This window comes from Hymenobacter yonginensis (genome assembly GCF_027625995.1).
In the GTDB taxonomy this organism is placed as follows: domain Bacteria; phylum Bacteroidota; class Bacteroidia; order Cytophagales; family Hymenobacteraceae; genus Hymenobacter; species Hymenobacter yonginensis.
The window spans coordinates 589127-605715 of record NZ_CP115396.1; the positions used below are offsets into that span (position 1 = coordinate 589127).

14 protein-coding genes are annotated in these 16589 nt (G+C 61.1%); 6 read left to right on the forward strand and 8 right to left on the reverse strand.

From position 1 onward, the window contains the following. Window positions 1–140: 140 nt before the first annotated feature. The gene (locus tag O9Z63_RS02620) at window positions 141–1172 is read left to right on the forward strand and encodes a bifunctional heptose 7-phosphate kinase/heptose 1-phosphate adenyltransferase (protein WP_270127730.1); all 1032 of its coding nucleotides are present in this window, start codon (window positions 141–143) and stop codon (window positions 1170–1172) included. Window positions 1173–1271: 99 nt separating this feature from the next. On the opposite strand, the gene hemE is transcribed toward O9Z63_RS02620, so the two are convergent. The 3 genes from hemE to O9Z63_RS02635 all read right to left on the reverse strand — a co-directional run bounded on the left by hemE (window position 1272) and on the right by O9Z63_RS02635 (window position 3615). Beyond that, entirely contained in the window at window positions 1272–2306 is a 1035-nt protein-coding gene (gene hemE, locus O9Z63_RS02625; RefSeq protein ID WP_270127731.1) for a uroporphyrinogen decarboxylase, read from the reverse strand. 119 nt (window positions 2307–2425) lie between these two features. After that, window positions 2426–2860, reverse strand: a complete 435-nt coding sequence (locus tag O9Z63_RS02630) for a hypothetical protein (protein ID WP_270127732.1) — start codon at window positions 2858–2860, stop codon at window positions 2426–2428. Between the two features lie 128 nt (window positions 2861–2988). Further along, window positions 2989–3615 carry a MarC family protein gene (locus O9Z63_RS02635; protein ID WP_270127733.1) on the reverse strand — a complete coding sequence of 209 codons (627 nt, stop codon included), beginning with the start codon at window positions 3613–3615 and terminating at the stop codon, window positions 2989–2991. Between the two features lie 156 nt (window positions 3616–3771). On the opposite strand from O9Z63_RS02635, the gene purE reads away from it, so the two are divergent. Together purE and O9Z63_RS02645 are read left to right on the forward strand one after the other, a co-directional pair. After that, window positions 3772–4332, forward strand: a complete 561-nt coding sequence (purE, locus tag O9Z63_RS02640; protein ID WP_270127734.1) for a 5-(carboxyamino)imidazole ribonucleotide mutase — start codon at window positions 3772–3774, stop codon at window positions 4330–4332. Between the two features lie 50 nt (window positions 4333–4382). Continuing rightward, a complete protein-coding gene (locus O9Z63_RS02645; protein WP_270127735.1) occupies window positions 4383–5555 on the forward strand; it encodes an endonuclease/exonuclease/phosphatase family protein in 1173 nt (390 codons plus the stop codon). Window positions 5556–5891: 336 nt separating this feature from the next. Here the strand turns inward: O9Z63_RS02645 and dnaK are convergent, their stop codons facing one another. Then, window positions 5892–7835, reverse strand: coding sequence for a molecular chaperone DnaK (gene dnaK / locus O9Z63_RS02650; RefSeq protein WP_044013612.1), 1944 nt, complete (start codon window positions 7833–7835; stop codon window positions 5892–5894). 449 nt (window positions 7836–8284) lie between these two features. Between dnaK and O9Z63_RS02655 the strand changes: the two genes are divergently transcribed. Further along, window positions 8285–9082 carry a helix-turn-helix domain-containing protein gene (locus O9Z63_RS02655; RefSeq protein ID WP_270127736.1) on the forward strand — a complete coding sequence of 266 codons (798 nt, stop codon included), beginning with the start codon at window positions 8285–8287 and terminating at the stop codon, window positions 9080–9082. 350 nt (window positions 9083–9432) lie between these two features. After that, window positions 9433–10245 (forward strand): CPBP family intramembrane glutamic endopeptidase, encoded by an 813-nt coding sequence (locus tag O9Z63_RS02660; protein ID WP_270127737.1) that lies wholly within the window; start codon window positions 9433–9435, stop codon window positions 10243–10245. A 205-nt stretch (window positions 10246–10450) separates the two neighbouring features. On the opposite strand, the gene O9Z63_RS02665 is transcribed toward O9Z63_RS02660, so the two are convergent. The 3 genes from O9Z63_RS02665 to O9Z63_RS02675 form a co-directional block, all read right to left on the reverse strand. Next, entirely contained in the window at window positions 10451–11365 is a 915-nt protein-coding gene (locus O9Z63_RS02665) for an alpha/beta hydrolase (protein WP_270127738.1), read from the reverse strand. Window positions 11366–11453: 88 nt separating this feature from the next. Then, a complete protein-coding gene (locus tag O9Z63_RS02670; protein WP_270127739.1) occupies window positions 11454–12359 on the reverse strand; it encodes a pseudouridine synthase in 906 nt (301 codons plus the stop codon). Between the two features lie 168 nt (window positions 12360–12527). Further along, window positions 12528–14567, reverse strand: a complete 2040-nt coding sequence (locus tag O9Z63_RS02675) for a VWA domain-containing protein (RefSeq protein ID WP_270127740.1) — start codon at window positions 14565–14567, stop codon at window positions 12528–12530. A gap of 198 nt (window positions 14568–14765) precedes the next feature. Here O9Z63_RS02675 and O9Z63_RS02680 point away from each other — a divergent pair, with 198 nt between their 5' ends. Continuing rightward, window positions 14766–15380 carry a hypothetical protein gene (locus tag O9Z63_RS02680; RefSeq protein ID WP_270127742.1) on the forward strand — a complete coding sequence of 205 codons (615 nt, stop codon included), beginning with the start codon at window positions 14766–14768 and terminating at the stop codon, window positions 15378–15380. Here O9Z63_RS02680 and O9Z63_RS02685 read toward each other — a convergent pair whose 3' ends face one another. After that, on the reverse strand, window positions 15381–16580 hold the full coding sequence (locus tag O9Z63_RS02685) for an acetate/propionate family kinase (RefSeq protein WP_270127743.1): 1200 nt from the start codon (window positions 16578–16580) through the stop codon (window positions 15381–15383). Window positions 16581–16589: the final 9 nt, after the last annotated feature.

Sequence of the window (16589 nt, forward strand, 5' to 3'; positions counted from 1 at the left end):
CGCGTCGCCGCGCCGTTTGCGCGTCTCCGCACTGTTGGAGTCATTCAAGCGGCGCGGGGGCGTGAACTACAAAGTTCGCGCTACTGCTTTTCCGACACCTGGTTAGCGCAACGCGTTACTTCCTACCTTTGCGGCTTCTTATGCCCGAACCTGTTGTAATGCCTGCTGCTGCCTCCGCGCCCACTTCCCTGCCCGATTTGTTTGTTGCCTTCAACGGCCTCACCGTCCTGATTGTGGGCGACGTGATGCTGGATGCCTACGTGTGGGGCAAGGCGGCGCGCCTCTCGCCCGAGGCCCCGGTGCCCGTCGTGACGGTAAGCCGCACCGAGCAGCGGCTGGGCGGCGCCGCCAACGTGGCCCTGAACGTGCAGGCCTTGGGCGCCACGCCGCTGCTGTGCGCCGTCATCGGCGACGACCAAGGCGGCGACCAGCTGCTGGAGCTGCTGCACACCACCGGCCTCGCCCCCGACGGCATGGTGCGCTCCAGCCACCGGCCCACTACCGTGAAGCAGCGCATCCTGGCCCACGGCCAGCAGCTGCTCCGCATCGACTCCGAAGTGGAAACCGACCTCAACAGCACCGAAAACGCCGACCTAACCGCCCGCTTCGAGCAGTTGCTGGACCGCGCCGACGTGGTGGTGTTTGAGGACTACGACAAAGGCGTGCTCTGCGAGGCCAGCATCCAGCACTTCATCGGCCTGGCCCGGCAGCGCGGCATCCCCACTGTTGTCGACCCGAAGAAAAAGAACTTCCTGGCCTACCGCCACTGCACGCTGTTCAAGCCCAACCTGAAGGAGCTGCGCGAAGGCCTGGGCGTGGCCTTCGACGATGCCGACCAGCCCGCCTTCGAGGCGGCTGTGGCGCGCCTGCGCGAGATGCTCACGCCTGACAACGTGCTCGTGACGCTGTCGGAGCGCGGCGTGTTCATCGAAAACGGCGAGTCTGCCAAAACCTACCTGCCGGCCCACCTGCGCAGCATTGCCGACGTTTCGGGCGCCGGCGACACGGTTATCAGCATTGCGGCGCTTTGCGTGGCCCTGGGCATGTCGGCGCCCGTTACGGCCGCGCTGGCCAACCTCGGCGGTGGCCTCGTGTGCGAGCAGGCCGGCGTAGTGCCCATTGAGAAAAGCCTGCTACTGGCCGAAGCCCAAGAAACCGGATTAGTGTTGTAGGGCTTAGTGGTGCCTGGTGTCTAGTGCTTGGTGCTTAGGAATGAGTAAACAGAAAAAAAGAGGCCCCGCCGTAACCCGGCGGGGCCTTTCATATAAGCCCTAAGCCCTAAGCCGCGTGCTGTATTCCTTTACGGTTTCGATGAACACCTTCACATTGTCGGGGTTGGTGTCGGGGTAGACGCCGTGGCCGAGGTTGGCAATGTGGCGGTGCGGGCCGAACTGGTCGAGCATGGCGATGGTGGCGGCTCGCACCTGGTCCGGGGTGCCGTAGAGGGCGCAGGGGTCGAGGTTGCCCTGCAGGGTTTTGTCGCCGGTGAGGGGGCGTACGGTGCGCGGGTCCTGGTTCCAGTCGAGGCCGATGGTGCGGCAGTTGAGCTGGGCGAAGTCTTCCACGGCCCAGAAAGCGCCCTTAGCAAACACCGTCACGGGCACTTCCGGAATGGCGGCGCAGATTTCGGCAATGTAGCGTGTGCTGAACTCCTTATAGTGCGCGGGTGGCAGAATCCCGGCCCACGAATCGAACACCTGCACGATGTTGGCGCCGGCCGCTACTTGGGCCTTCAGGTAGGCAATGGTGGTCGCCGTAATTTTGCGGAGCAGCTCGTGCGCCAGCGCCGGATCCTGATACAGCATGCGGCGGGCCTTGCTGAAGGTTTTGGAGCCGTGGCCCTCCACCATGTACGCCAGAATAGTCCAGGGTGCGCCGGCAAACCCGATGAGCGGCACCCGGCCGTTGAGGGCGCGCTTGGTCACGCGGATGGCTTCCAGCACGTAGCCGAGATGCTCCTCGGGGTCGGCGATACGCATGCGCGCCACGTCCTGCGCGGTTTTGATGGTTTCCGGGAACAGCGGGCCGCGGGCTTCCACCATTTCGTAGGTGAGGCCCATGGCATCGGGCACTACCAGAATGTCGGAGAAAATGATGGCGGCATCCACGTCCAGCGCGTCGATGGGCTGAATGGTGACTTCGGCGGCCAGCTCGGGCGTTTCTACCAGCTCTTTGAAGCCGCTGAGGCGGGCGCGCAATGCGCGGTATTCGGGCAGGATGCGGCCGGCCTGGCGCATCAGCCAGACAGGCGTGCGCTCGGTTTCTTCGCCACGGGCGGCACGGAGGAGGAGGTCGTTCTTAAGCACAGGTTTCGCTGATTATTTCGCAGATTCCGCCGCTGCCGAGGCCAGCAGCCGGGGCGCAAAGGTACGCTACATAGTTTGCAACCGCACACGCCTCATCAGCAGTCCGAATTAGAGTTCTTCTAACTACTGCACCGGTAGATAATGATGGTTTTGCGGTCGGCTAAAAAGCCAATAAACCGATACGCATTCATGGCGGAACTACCTCCGCTTAAGCTATGGGCGAATAAAGCAGGCTCTATACTGCCCGCTACTGCAGTAAATGGTCCGCTGCTGATAAATGTGGAATCATGGGCGAAAGTCACCCGTGAAAGGGTTGTATCAGTAGCCACCTCGTGCAGAATATGCTGATAAACAGAAGCCGGAACCTCAATTCGTGCGCAGGCGCTGTAGTCGCCGTGTTGGTCAGGGTAGCTTGCATCTTTATCTGTGATGCGACCATCCTCGGGAAAAGGGAAAGAGGTGATTTGGTGAAATTCTTTCTCGTAAAATTCGTCGGTCGGATAGAATGCAGTGTATATAAAGTAGCCTGCTATCAGGTAAATAGTTATGGGCAAAAACAGAAACAACCTAGCTGCTTTTCGGGAACGTTTGATCAACCAGTGGTAAACGCCCCAGCAGATGCTTAACGGTCCGATCAGCAGTAAACAGACTGCGAGCAGAAGTATCAATAAAAGACTCATTGCTACCGGCTCAGCCCCGGAAACAGCGCTATAATAGCCGTAGCCATAAAATTAACGCCGATAGCCAGCGTCAGGAAGCCCATGATGCGAGCCAGCGCCGCCATGCCGGGCCGCCCCAGAAACCGCGTAAGCCTGAGCGACGACATCAGGATGATGTAGGCCGCCAGCGCCACCAGCACAAAGCCCAGCACAATCAGGCCCATGTCGGAGTAGCTAAGCTTGCCCGTAAACAGGCCGATGCACACGGCCATGGAGCCCGGCCCCGAAAGCATGGGCATGGCTAGCGGCGTGAAGCTGATGTCGTTTTTGTGCATGCTTTCCTCTAGCGTTTCCTCCGACACCTTGGCCCGGTTGCCGCCTGGCGTGAGCAGGTCGAAGGCCGAGCGCATGAGCAGGATGCCGCCCGCAATGCGCAGGTGGTGGATATTGATGCCGAAGAAGTTGAGTACGTATTGTCCCGCAAAAAACGACACCATGAGCACGCCCACCATGTACAGGCAGGCCTTGAGGCCGATGTTGGCGCGTTCGGCCGGCGTGTCTTCCTCGGTCAGGGTCAGGAATACCGGCATGGCCCCAAAGGGGTTCACAACCGAGAACAGCGTGGTAAAAGTGGCGAGCAGTATCTCCATGGGCCGGGCGTGTAGCTACGGGTAAAGGTACGAGCCTTTGAGAATCAGCAAGCAGGGAAAATGCTATGTTTATGCCTCAACCGTAGCCCGGGCAGCCCGTAGAAGCAATTCCCCGGCAGGCCTATCCTGTTTTTCCCTCTCTCTCGTTCCGCTCGCATGAATACCACGCTTCCTCCCACCGTGGCGGCCGCCGACGCCGCTGCTGCCACCGAAACCCCTCTGGTGGGCATTATTATGGGTTCCCAGTCAGACCTGAAGACCATGTCGGCGGCGGCCGAGCTGCTGCGCCAGTTCAACGTGCCCTATGAAATTACACTGGTTTCGGCGCACCGCACGCCGCACCGGCTGGTAGAATACGCCGAAACGGCCCGTAAGCGTGGCCTGCGCGTGATTATTGCCGGTGGGGGCGGGGCGGCCCATCTGCCCGGTATGGTGGCGGCTTTCACCACGCTGCCCGTCATTGGCGTGCCCATCAACTCGGCGGCCTCCATCCACGGCCTCGACTCCATCCTGTCGATGCTGCAGATGCCGGCCGGGGTGCCCGTGGCTACCGTGGCCCTCGATGGGGCCGCCAACGCCGCCGTGCTGGCCACCCAGATGCTGGCTCTCAGCAATGCCCGCCTGCACGATGTACTGGAAAAATACCGTGCTTCGCTGAAAGACAAAGTGATGCGCACCATCGAGGAGCTGCGAAAAGGCGGCTTCAACGACGAATAGTTACCCTGCCTGCTCTCCCGCCGATTCCCTTCCACACCTTTTCTGCTCTGATGCCTGATTTCGACTCGTTGCCTTGGTGGCTCACTACCATTCATGGCCTGGTAATGCTCCTGACGCTGGCCAGCATTGTGGCCACCGTGCTGCCGCTGCTGCGCGCCACCGCCTGGTGGATCCGGGTGTTCGACTTCCCGCGTCTGCAGATTGTAGCCGTAACCCTGCTTACGATGTTAGGGGCAGTGCTGCTGGGCTGGCACCTGCTGCCGGGCTGGGGCGGCGTAGCGGCGCTGGTGCTGATGGGGGCAGCCGTGGTGTATCAGTTCTTCCGGATTGTGCCCTACACCCCGCTGGTGAAAAAACAGGTGGGCGACAGCACGCTCAAAGACGGCAAGCGCCACCTGAGCCTGGTAATGATGAACGTACTGCAGTACAACAAGCAAGGCAAGAAGGCACTGCAGGCCATTCAGAAGATGGACCCCGATATCATCATGGCCGTGGAAACCGACCAGTGGTGGTACGAGCAGCTGAAGCCGCTGGAAGAAACGCACCCCTACACCTGCCATGAACCGCTCGACAACACCTACGGCCTGTTGTTTTTCTCTCGTTTGAAGCTCGACAGCTGCGCCATCAAGTATCTACTCGACGATGACGTGCCCAGCCTGCATACCCGCGTGCAGCTCGCCGACGGCAACACCTGGGTGCAGGTGTACGGCCTGCATCCCAAGCCGCCAGCACCGGCTGAGTCCAAAACCAGCACCAAGCGCGACGCCGAATTGCTGCTGGTCGGCAAGGCTATCGACAAAAAGGACGAGCCCACCATCGTATTCGGTGATATGAACGACGTGGCCTGGTCGCATACTTCCGAGCTGTTCCGGCGCATCAGCGGCCTCATGGACCCGCGCGTGGGCCGCGGCCTGCTGCCCACTTTCCACGCCGACCATTACCTGCTGCGCTGGCCCCTGGACCACGTGTTTGTGTCGGCCCACTTCAAGGTCGATGACATGGAGCGCCTGCCCTACGTCGGCTCCGACCACTTCCCCATCTACATCAAGCTCAGCTACGAGCCCCACGACAAGGAGGAACAGGAAGAAAACTGCGAGGAAGCCGACGCCGACGACCACGCCGAAGCCACCGAGAAGATAAAGGAAGGCTTCGAGGAAGAAGACGAAGAGGAAACCGAGGAAGCCGAAAACCCGGAAAAGGCTCAAAAGGAACTGACTACTTAGCGAGGCGACTGCAAACCGCAAATCCTCAGCAGACAGCTAGCAAGGCCAGTAACGCAAACAGCCCAGGCAAGTGCCTGGGCTGTTTGCGTTACTGGCCTTGCTGTAAATCGACTGGCGGATGGCGGTCTGGTAGGTGAGGTAGCGGCCGGGAATCTTCCGCTCCGTTACGACGCACTTATGCAGAATCAGGCGGCCGCCGACGTTCAGGCCCGCCGCAGTACCGGTGCCGGCAGTAGCCGCTAAGTGGCGGAAGACAGCCCGGCTACAAAACAGAAAAGGCCCGGAGCAAGCTGCTCCGGGCCTTTCCATTATCAACAATCAGCGCTGATCAGCGATTTACTTGCCTACTTCTTCGTAGTCCACGTCGGTTACGTTGTCGTGGTTGGCGCCTTGCTGGCCGTTTCCGCCGGGCTGGCCAGCCCCACCGAAGGGGTTACCACCGTCGGCGCCGGGCTGGCCGCCTTCGGCACCGCCCTGGGCGTACATCTCCTGCGAAGCAGCCTGCCAGGCCGTGTTGATGGCCTCCATGGCGGTATCAATCTGGCTGATGTCTTTGCTCTCGTGGGCCTTCTTCAGGTCGGCGAGGGCATTTTCAACAGCCGTCTTGTTGCCGGCGCTCAGCTTGTCGCCGTACTCTTTCAGCTGCTTTTCCGTTTGGAAAATCATCGAGTCGGCGGCGTTTACCTTGCCGATGCGCTCCGTCTCGGCCTTGTCGGCTTCGGCGTTGGCAGCGGCTTCGTTACGCATCCGCTCAATGTCGGCGTCGGTCAGGCCCGAAGAGGCTTCGATGCGGATCTTCTGCTCTTTGCCGGTGCCTTTGTCTTTGGCCGACACGTGCAGGATACCGTTGGCGTCGATGTCGAAGGTTACTTCGATCTGCGGAACACCGCGGGGTGCTGGCGGAATCGAGTCGAGGTGGAAGCGGCCGATGGTACGGTTCTGCGAAGCCAGCGGACGCTCGCCCTGTAGCACGTGGATCTCCACCGAAGGCTGCGAGTCCGAAGCCGTCGAGAAGGTTTCGCTCTTCTTGGTTGGAATCGTGGTGTTGGCTTCGATGAGCTTGGTCATTACGCCGCCCATCGTTTCGATGCCCAGCGAAAGCGGGGTCACGTCGAGCAGCAGTACGTCCTTCACCTCACCGGTCAATACACCGCCTTGGATGGCAGCGCCCACGGCTACTACTTCGTCGGGGTTCACGCCCTTCGAAGGCTTCTTGCCGAAGAACTTCTCCACTTCTTCCTGGATGCGCGGAATGCGCGTCGAGCCACCCACAAGAATTACCTCGTCGATATCGGAAGTGCTCAGGCCGGCATCCTGGAGAGCCTTTTTGCAAGGCTCCATCGAGCGGCGCACGAGGTTATCGGCCAGCTGCTCGAACTTGGCGCGGCTCAGTTTCACCACCAAGTGCTTGGGGCCCGAGGCGGTAGCCGTCACGTACGGCAGGTTGATTTCGGTTTCAGTCGACGACGACAGCTCTACTTTGGCTTTCTCAGCAGCTTCCTTGAGGCGCTGCAGGGCCATAGCGTCTTTACGCAGGTCAAGGCCTTCGTTTTCCGAGGCAAACGTCTCGGCCAGGAAGTTGATGATCACCTGGTCGAAGTCGTCACCACCGAGGTGGGTGTCGCCGTTGGTGCTCAGTACTTCAAACACGCCATCACCCAGCTCGAGGATGGAAATGTCGAACGTACCGCCGCCAAGGTCATACACGGCAATCTTCTGGTCTTTGTGCTTCTTGTCGAGGCCATAGGCCAGGGCAGCAGCGGTAGGCTCGTTGATGATGCGCTTCACATCGAGGCCGGCAATGGCACCAGCTTCTTTGGTGGCCTGGCGCTGGGCGTCGTTGAAGTAGGCAGGAACCGTAATTACGGCTTCCGTTACGGGCTGGCCGAGGTAGTCTTCGGCAGTCTGCTTCATTTTCTGCAGAACCATGGCCGAGATTTCCTGCGGCGTGTACTGCCGGTCGCCGATCTGCACGGCCACCGTGTTGTTGGAACCACGCACCAGCTCGTAGGAAACGTGCTTGCTTTCTTCGGTCACTTCGCCAAAGCCGCGGCCCATGAAACGCTTAATCGACTGCAGCGTGTTTTTGGGGTTGGTAATCGCCTGGCGCTTGGCCGGATCACCGACTTTCCGCTCGCCCTTGCCATTGTCGAGGAATGCCACGATGGAAGGCGTGGTGCGGCGGCCTTCGCTGTTCGGAATAACTACCGGCTCGTTGCCTTCCATAACGGCCACGCACGAGTTGGTGGTGCCGAGGTCAATACCAATTATTTTGCCCATCTGAATGGTTATCGGTTAGGAGTTGGAGTGTCAGGTTGTAGGATGCGAATTGCTCGCGTCGGGGGAGTTACAAGACGCGTACCAGCCCGAAAAACGGCCTCTGTTCGTGACAGATTGTCATTTTGGGCAAAGCTGGGTCGTTCTTTCCGGACGGTCTGACTTCTACGGGAAAATCACCGTGGGGATTTCCTGACAGGCGGGCAGGAGCAATACTGGCGACGGTCACCTGCGGTGTGGCCTCGTTATGGAGAAGCTGTTTAGTAAGTCTAAAAATTTCAGGGAAGTCATGCACAGCATGTGGCCCAGCAAGCCAGTTCCGAAGCATAACGGTCTGCTGACTTCTAAACAGCTTCACTGCCTGCTTGATCGGCTCCGATTCATGTTGCCGCGCCTTTCCCAACTTTTTATACCTTACTCCGCGTTGCCACTCTCGCTCTGCGCACCACTAAATGAATCATCTGAGTAAGGAAACCTATCTGGGCACTACCGAACACAAGTTTAGTAGCGGGCAGGGCGTTTCGGTGATTGAGGCGGAGTACAAGCAGAAGGTTTCGGAGAACTGGCACTCGCACCAGAACGCGCACATCACGCTGTTTCTGAAGGGCGGGACTCTCGAAAAAAGGCGGCACGAAACCCACGCCGTGCACCCGGGCTCCGTGCTGTTCTACCACAGCGACGAACTACATCTAAATCAGGAGACCCTGTTCCCGTCGAAAAACATCAACGTGGAGTTTGATGAATACTTTCTGAAAACCCACGGCATTACCGAGGAGCAGCTTCAGCAAGGTGCTGCTAATTTGGTTAAGACACAGCTTCTGGTTCTGAGGATGTACAAAGAGTCGTTGGTGAAGGATGCATTTTCGGATGATTCCATCAAGATGCTGCTTGCCGACTACGCTGCGGATGCGAATTTTGCGCAACGGTTTGTGCACAACCCTCAATGGGTGAGTAGTTTGTTTGAGTTGCTGAATGATTGTTGGAATGAAAACCCTAGCTTGGGGCAGCTGTCAGCAACACTTGGTATCAGTCCGGTTTCCATTTCGAAGCACTTCCCCCGATACTTTGGCTGCACCTACGGCGAGTATATGCGGCGCTTAAAGATTAGCCGCTCGCTGGGGCTGCTGGCCCGGCCGGCTCATTCCCTGACGGAAGTGGCTCTGGAGTGCGGTTTCGCCGACCAGAGCCATTTTATCCGGACGTTCAAAGAGCAAACCCGTTTTCTGCCCAAGGATTTCAGGAAGTTGTAACGGGAGTTCGGCTGGCGAACAGCCGGCTGGGGGCAACCCGGCCGATGAGCCGATGAGCTTCCCGGCTATGTGGTTAAAGCGCCCGGGGGGCCATGCAATGAAGGTGATGCTTCACCGGCGTGGCATTTATGATAGCGCGGGATAAACCGGGCGCGGCGGCCAAACACCAGGAAACGGGCGCGGTGAAAAAATAAAGGGGAGGCTAATTTCATTCTATTTCTGGCCGTCGGTAAGGGGCACATTTGTCGCAACAACCCCTAACCCGTACTCCCATGAGCGCTGCATCTTTTAAACAGAGGGTATTGAGCACGTCGATAGCCAGAATATTCGGTGGCATACTGATTTGCTTCGTGGTATTTATCCTGGCCCAACAGCTCGCCGCCAACCTCTTCGATGTATTTCCTGTCGACAGAAACTCCCGCAACCTCATCAAAGGGCTGATTTCTTCCGCGGCCGTAGTCTGGACTTACCGCAGCTTCTACGGGCGCATCGAGCGCCGGGCCGTTACGGAACTGTCGCTGAGCCGCTGGGGCAGGACTATTGGCACCGGACTGGCACTGGGCGCGGCTCTGCAAGGTCTGACTATCCTGGTCGTTGCGTTGCTTGGCAAGGTGCAGGTGGTAGCCGTGAAGCCGGCGGCCAGCGTACTGATTCCCCTGTCAGTGGCTTTCTCGGTGGCTATTTTTGAGGAAGTGCTGCTGCGCGGTATCCTGTTCAGAATTGCGGAAGAAAAGCTGGGCAGCTACTGGGCCCTGGCCATTTCAGCACTCGTTTTCGGACTGCTGCACCTGGCCAATCCGGGCAGTACGCTGTTGTCGGGACTGTGTGTGGTGGTGGCCGGGGCGGTGTTCGGCTTAGCCTACGTGGCTACCCGCAACCTATGGTTCCCAATTGCCATTCACTTCGCCTGGAATTTTGTGCAGTCAGGCATTTTTGGGGCCGTGACTTCCGGCAATGAAAAAACCAGCAGCCTGCTCACCACGAACCTCATGGGGCATCCGCTGCTAACCGGGGGCGCGTTTGGGCCGGAGGCCAGCTTCCAGGCCGTGTTGCTGCTGCTACTGGCCGCCGCGCTGCTGCAGCAAAAAGCCAAACGCAACCTGATTATTCCACGCCGGAACCACAAGCCCGCTGCCTCCGCCGAGGTTGTGTTGGCAGGGTAGCTCAGTCCGGTTTCTGCGGCTCGTATGATAGCATAAAAAAAGCCCTGTCGACGCCGGCAGAGCTTTTTTTGTGAGGCGGATGACAAGTTATTTCACTGCCGGCACTTTCTTAAACTGCCGCGCCTTGCCGGGCAGCGTTTTCTCCCGTTCCTGGCCCAGCGCCGCAACTGGCTCGGGTACCCAGTGGTGACGGCCGCCGGCGCGCTCAACGAACCGGTGCGTGGCGGCTACACCAGTGGGCTACTCTACGTTTCCAAAGCACCTGATGCTTCCACCAGTACGGCTCGTGGCCAGAACCCACAAAATCTTGCCGCTGCTTGGGGCCGGCCAGTGCCGCGAAAATGGCGTCGGTTTCCGGGCGGGTCACGCGCGGGTCGGCGGTGCCCCAGAGCAGCAGGGTGGGCGTGCTGACTTGGGCGGCGTAGCGCGTGGCGTCGAGGTCGAAAGCCCAGAAGTTGTTGGCCAGGCCACCCCACAGCACCAGCAAGTTGGCCATCGGGAAGGGCGGCACGTGCATGGAGCGGAAGCGGCTTTGCGCGGTCTGCAGCATCGAGCCGTAGGGGCACTCCAGGATATTGGCGGCGGGCCGGACGCCCAACTCAGCTTCGGCGCGCAGCGTGGCCACGGCCCCCATGGAGTTGGCGTAGATGAACACCGGGCCGGGTTGCTGCTGCAGCCAGCGCACGGCCGTGGCTACGTCGGCGGCTTCGTGGTGGCCCACGGTGCAGACGTTGCCCGCTGAGCCGCCGTTGCCGGCAAAGTCGGTGAGCAGCACGTTGTAGCCGAGGCTACGGAAGTAGCCGGCTTCGGTCAGGAGTTTGCTTTTGCAACTGGTATAGCCGTGAAACAGGGCCACGGTGCCGCGCGCCCGGGGCACCGTGGCGTACCAGGTTTCCAGCCACCCGTTAGGGCTGCTGAGGTACACCGTGCGGTATGGGAAAGCCGGCCGCTGCTGGTTGACAGGCTTGGGGTTTTTGATACCCGTGAGCAGAATGCCCACTTTCTGCAGCGCCGTCAGCTGCTCCGGGTTATCGGTGTGGGAGCCGGCTTCAGTGGTAAAATGCGTGAAGCGCCAGGCGTGGAAGAACGCCACGGCGTTTAGGGATAGGGCTGCCAGCAAGAGACAGACGAGGAGCCGTTTTAGGATAGGGGGCATGTATAAAGCTAGCTTTAGCGCTAATAGCACGCTCGGTAAGGAGTGTCGGCTACTAGCCGCGGCTGCTACGGCCGCCACCGGCCGAACCGGGCTTGCGCCCCACCGTGCCCCGCCCCGCCGATTTTGGGCCGGGCTTGCTGCCGGTTTTGCCGGGCGAGGCGTTTTTGGGCTTGCCGTTGGAGGGCTTGGCGCTGAACGTGCCCGGCCGGCCGGCCCCGCGACCATCGGCGCCGCCGGGTTTGGCACCGCTCTGGCCGCCAAACCCGCCCCGGTTGTAGCCGCCGGCGCTGTTCTGGCCGGTTTTGCTGTTGGCCGGGCGCACGCCGCCGGGCCAGTATTCCGAGGTTTTGGTGGTGGGCTTGTAGGTGCCGGCGGCGGCCGTCTGGGCGGCCATGTCTTCACGCAGGGCCTGCACTTCCACTTCGGTCAACTCGCGCCACTGGCCGGGCTGCAGCTCCGCTACGGCCAGATCGGCGATGCTGGAGCGCACGAGGCGCAGAGTGGGGAAGCCCACGGCGGCCGTCATCTTGCGCACCTGCCGGTTCATGCCCTGCGAAATCCGGATTTGTACCCAGCTGGTGGGAATGGCGGCCCGAAAGCGCACCGGCTTGCTGCGTTCCCACAGCTCGGGCGCCTCCGGCAGCAACGCCACCTCGGCCGGGCTGGTGTAGCCGGTTTTCAGGTCGACGCCGCGGCGCAGGTTTTCCAGCGCGGCCTCGGTCGGAATGCCTTCCACCTGCGCCCAGTACGTTTTCGGCACCTTGAAGCGCGGCTCCGACAGGCGGTGTTGCAACTGCTTATCGTCAGTGAGCAGCACGAGGCCCTCGGAATCGTAGTCCAGCCGGCCTACCGGATAAATGTCGGGTACGGCCACGAAATCCTTAAGCGTTTTGCGCCCGGCTTCGTCGGTGAACTGAGTGAGGACTTCGTAGGGCTTGTTGAGCAGAATGTAACGCATGGCGCAAAGGTACCACGCATTATTGCGTCAGAGTATGTGCCGGCTATAGAACAATGTAGAGACGCGACACTTCGCGTCTCGTCGTTGGGGATGTTGTTCAGTAAGCGAGGGGCCTAGACCGTTCAACGACGAGACGCAAAATATTGCGCCTCTACGCCGTTCAAAACATTACACGCCACCCGAATACTTGCGGGTGGCCCATTCCAGCGTGGCCAGCGCCAGCAGCACAAAAAACAGCCACTTCAGGTTGATCAAGTCCTTTAAATCCTCCTGCGAGTAGATGACGGGCTTGTAGTCGGCCTTCAGAATATCATCCGTCAGCTGCTGGAGCTGCTGGGGGAAGTAGAGGCGGGAGTTGCTGCGGCGGGCCAGCTGGTAGAGCAGGTTGTGGTCGGCGCGGCTTTGCAGGGCTTCGAGCTGCTGCTCCTGCACCAGCACCTCGCCGCGGTCCTGCTGCGGCTGGCCCGAGAGGGTGGCGCGGGCCACGTAGCGGTAGAGGCCGCCGGGCAGCACGCCCAGGTGCAGCGGGGCGCCGTCTTCGGTGGTGGTGTAGGTGAAAGTGCGGGTTTTCTGCTGCTCGTCGGTGAGCGTGAGCGTGATTTGCTGGCCGTAGATGCGCTCGAAGATGGTGTTGTATGTTTCGGCCGTAAAGGTCACGTCGTCCTGCGAGTTGAAGGCGTCTTGGGTGGGGTACACGTCGAGGCGCTTCTTGTTGGCGTTCTGGGTGAGCAGCTGCAGCGTGCGGTTCACCAGCCGGTCGTAGGCTTCGGGCCGGTCATCGTGCTCCACGGCTTCCTGCAGGCGCCACTGCCAGCTGCCCTCGGTGAGCAGGGTGGCCTGGCGCTGCTGCGGAGTGCCTCCGAAGACCAGCAGCGGCTTCTGGGTGCGCACTCGGCCCACCTGCTGCCAGAGCGCGGCTTCGGCGCCGCCGCCCAGCCGGTAGTCGCCGAACGGCACCGGGGCGGGCGGGTAGGCGGCAAAGCGGCGCAGAGCATCTTCCTCGAAGGTGAAGCGCGAGAAAGCTGGGTTGAGCGTGGGCGTCACGTCGTCCGTCTGGGAGCCGCGGGGCTGCACCGTGAGGCCGGTGCCGAGGGCGTTGTAGGCCCCAAAATCAGACTGCGCGCCCAGCACGTACAAGGCCGGAATGCGGCGGCGGCGCACCTCGGCCAGCACCTCAGCCCCCACGCCGGAGCGGGCCGGGAGCTGGTGCAGAATGGCCACATCATAGTCCTGGCCGGCTTTCAGGGGGCTAATGCCGGGCAGGTAGGAGACAAGGTCGAAGTTGTCATTGCCCTGGATGGCGGCGCGCAGGGCCTTGAGGTCGGGGTGGGGGGCGGCACCGGCCAGCAGCACCCGCAGCTTGCCTTTCACCACCTCGATGTAGGCAAACTTGCTGTTGTTGAGGGCCGTGAATTCGCCGGCCTGGCGCTCCACCACCACCTCGTAGCGGCGCTTGCCGGGGGCGGGAGCCACCACCGTGAAGGCCACCTTGGTACGCCGCTGGCCCGCGGGCAGCGCCACGCGCCGGGTCTGGAGCACGCGGCCGTTTTCGCGCAGCTGCACTACCGCCGCACCGCCCGCAAAGCCGTCGTAGGTGAGGTCGGCTTCGAGGGGGAAGCGGTTGCCGCTGAATGCCACCCGGTTGTAGGTGAGGGCGGGCAGGCTGAGGTCTTTTTTCGGCACCGTGTCGCCGAGGGCTAGGCTGTAAATCGGGAACCGGAACTCCGCGAAAGTAGGCGACTGGCCCTGGTTCACGATGCCGTCGGAGGCCAGCACCACGCCGGCCAGGTTGCGGCCATCGTAGCTTTCCTGGATTCCACTGAGCAGGGCGTTGAGGTCGGTGGCCGGAGCCGTGAAGCGCAGCGAATCGGCAGCTAGTGCCGGGCCGGCCAGCGGGCGGGTTTCCACCGTGAAGCCCTTGGCCTGCAGGGCAGCGGCCAGCTCACGCAGCCCGCCGGTGGCCTGGCTCAGCACCGGCCGGGGCGTGAACAGCGCCACCGACTGCGAGTTGTCGACGGCCAGCACGATGGTGGGTTTCTCGGTGGTGGTGGTCGTAGTGTTGAGGAAGGGCGAGAGCAGCAGGAAGCTCAGGAAGCTCACCACCACAAAGCGCAGCGCCGCCAGCCCGTAGTTCAGGCGGCGGCTCCAGGGGGCCTTGGCCGAATAGAGCAGCGCCGCATAGGCCGCGCCCGCCAGCAGGCACGGCAAAATCAACCAGGGAGAAGCAGCTATAGAAATCAAAAGACGGAAATAGCGGGTGAGCAGGCTAAGAACCCCGGTAAGCGCCACAGAGTTGCGTAGCGCGCCAAGGCCGGGTAGCGAAGGTAGCAGGTTGCGGGGGGAGGGATTGGAATTATATGTGAGCTTTATGTGAGCTTTGTAGCTAGACCTGCTTATTCCTTTGCTATGGGTATTGCTTTAAAAATTCTGATCGGTGTCGGTGTGGGTATAGCAGTCATAGTCGCCGCATACGTAGGCTATATTTTGCTGATTGCAAACGCGTTTGGCGTATTTGACAAGGACTACACTCGCCAGGAACTTGTAAGCGGTTATGCGGAACACCGTAAGGCCATACAAACTGTGATTCGCTATTACTCGGCCATGATCCCGGCTGGCAAGCAAGTGGAAGTTGAGTTTGAGGGCACTGCCATCGACCGGATAATCCTACGGGAAGGACCTGAGCGAAACCCTACCTATACCTATGCTTGGGCCAGTTCATCCAAACCTCAACTCGACAGCTTGGTCGCCAGTCTGGGTTGGAGCGAGGCTACTATTCAGCAGCTTCAAGAAAAGCTGGGGGCCGCCGACTGTATTTCCATCCAGAACGGTGAGCCTGCCGTTTTGGGCTTCAAGAGAAGTGGTATGGGTATGTACTCGTTCAATGTTTTTAGCAGGCCAATTGCGGACAGCCTTCGGGAACAATACGCACGCGGTTGCACCCACATCATTCAGTCCGATGAATTAGTGCTGGAATATGGTGGCGGTGCTATTGGCCCTCAATGCTTTCCGGATGGCTACTAGTTATACACCAATCACTGCGCACAGCCGCGCAATTTCCAGCTCCTCGTTGGTGGGCACTACCAGCACCCGCACCCGGCTGCCGGGTGCCGATAAGTCGCGGGTGCCGGGGGCGCGGCGGGCGTTTTCGGTTTCATCGAGTTGGATGCCCAGGAAATCCAGGTTTGCGCACACCAGCTGGCGCACCAGCGCGTCGTTTTCGCCCACGCCGCCCGTGAACACCACGGCATCGGCCCCGTTGAGGACGGCCAGGAAGCTGCCGAGGTATTTCTTGATGCGGTGGGCATAGAGGTCGTAGGCGAGGCGGGCGCGCGGGTCGCCTTCGTTGAGCAGGCGCGTGATGTCGCGCATGTCGCTGTGGCCGGTGAGGCCGAGCATGCCGCTTTCCTTGTTGAGCAGGTTCTTCACGTCGTCGAGCGAGTAGCCCAACTGCTCTACCAGGTGGAAAATGACGGCCTGATCGGTGTCGCCGGCGCGGGTGCCCATCACCAGCCCGTTCATGGGGCCGAAGCCCATGCTGGTATCCACGGCGCGGCCGGCCACGGTGGCGGCCATGCTGCAGCCGTTGCCCAGGTGCACTGTAATCACGCGGGCGTCGGGCTGGCCCAGGTAGCGCAGGGTTTCGCGGCTCACAAACTGGTGGCTGGTGCCGTGGAAGCCGTAGGCGCGCAGCCCGTGCCGGGTGTACAGCTCCTCGGGCAGCGCGAAGCGGTAGGCGTGGGGCGGGAGCGTGCTATGAAACGCCGTGTCGAACACCGCCACTTGCCGGGCCTGCGGAAACAGCTGCTCGGCCACCTCCATGCCCAGCAGGTTGGCCGGGTTGTGCAGCGGGGCCAGCGGAAACAGCTCCCGGATGCGGGCCTTCACTTCCGGCGTTACCAGCGTTGGCTCCCGGAATTCCTCACCGCCGTGCACGGCCCGGTGGCCCACCAGCTGCACATCGGCGGGGTTTTGCAGCACGCCGGTGGCGGGGTCGGTGAGCAGGCGCATGGCATGTTCCAGGCCGGTGCGGTGGTCGGGGATGGGCAGGGTGTGGCGCTCGGTGTGCTCCTGGCCGTCGGGTTGTAGGGTGGTGTGCGTGAGCTGGCCATCGGGCAGGCCGATGCGCTCCACCAGCCCGCGGGCCAGCGGCTGCTCCTGCGGCCAGCGAAACAGTTGGTACTTCAGTGAGCTGCTGCCGGAGTTGATGACGAAGATGTGCATAGAGAGATA

Excerpts from the sequence above, each read along its gene's own strand:
- O9Z63_RS02620 (WP_270127730.1), top strand. The coding sequence starts at position 141 with ATGCCCGAACCTGTTGTAATGCCTGCTGCTGCCTCCGCGCCCACTTCC.
- O9Z63_RS02635 (WP_270127733.1), bottom strand. The coding sequence starts at position 3,615 with ATGGAGATACTGCTCGCCACTTTTACCACGCTGTTCTCGGTTGTGAAC.
- purE (WP_270127734.1), top strand. The coding sequence starts at position 3,772 with ATGAATACCACGCTTCCTCCCACCGTGGCGGCCGCCGACGCCGCTGCT.
- O9Z63_RS02645 (WP_270127735.1), top strand. The coding sequence starts at position 4,383 with ATGCCTGATTTCGACTCGTTGCCTTGGTGGCTCACTACCATTCATGGC.
- dnaK (WP_044013612.1), bottom strand. The coding sequence starts at position 7,835 with ATGGGCAAAATAATTGGTATTGACCTCGGCACCACCAACTCGTGCGTG.
- O9Z63_RS02655 (WP_270127736.1), top strand. The coding sequence starts at position 8,285 with ATGAATCATCTGAGTAAGGAAACCTATCTGGGCACTACCGAACACAAG.
- O9Z63_RS02670 (WP_270127739.1), bottom strand. The coding sequence starts at position 12,359 with ATGCGTTACATTCTGCTCAACAAGCCCTACGAAGTCCTCACTCAGTTC.
- O9Z63_RS02680 (WP_270127742.1), top strand. The coding sequence starts at position 14,766 with ATGGGTATTGCTTTAAAAATTCTGATCGGTGTCGGTGTGGGTATAGCA.
- O9Z63_RS02685 (WP_270127743.1), bottom strand. The coding sequence starts at position 16,580 with ATGCACATCTTCGTCATCAACTCCGGCAGCAGCTCACTGAAGTACCAA.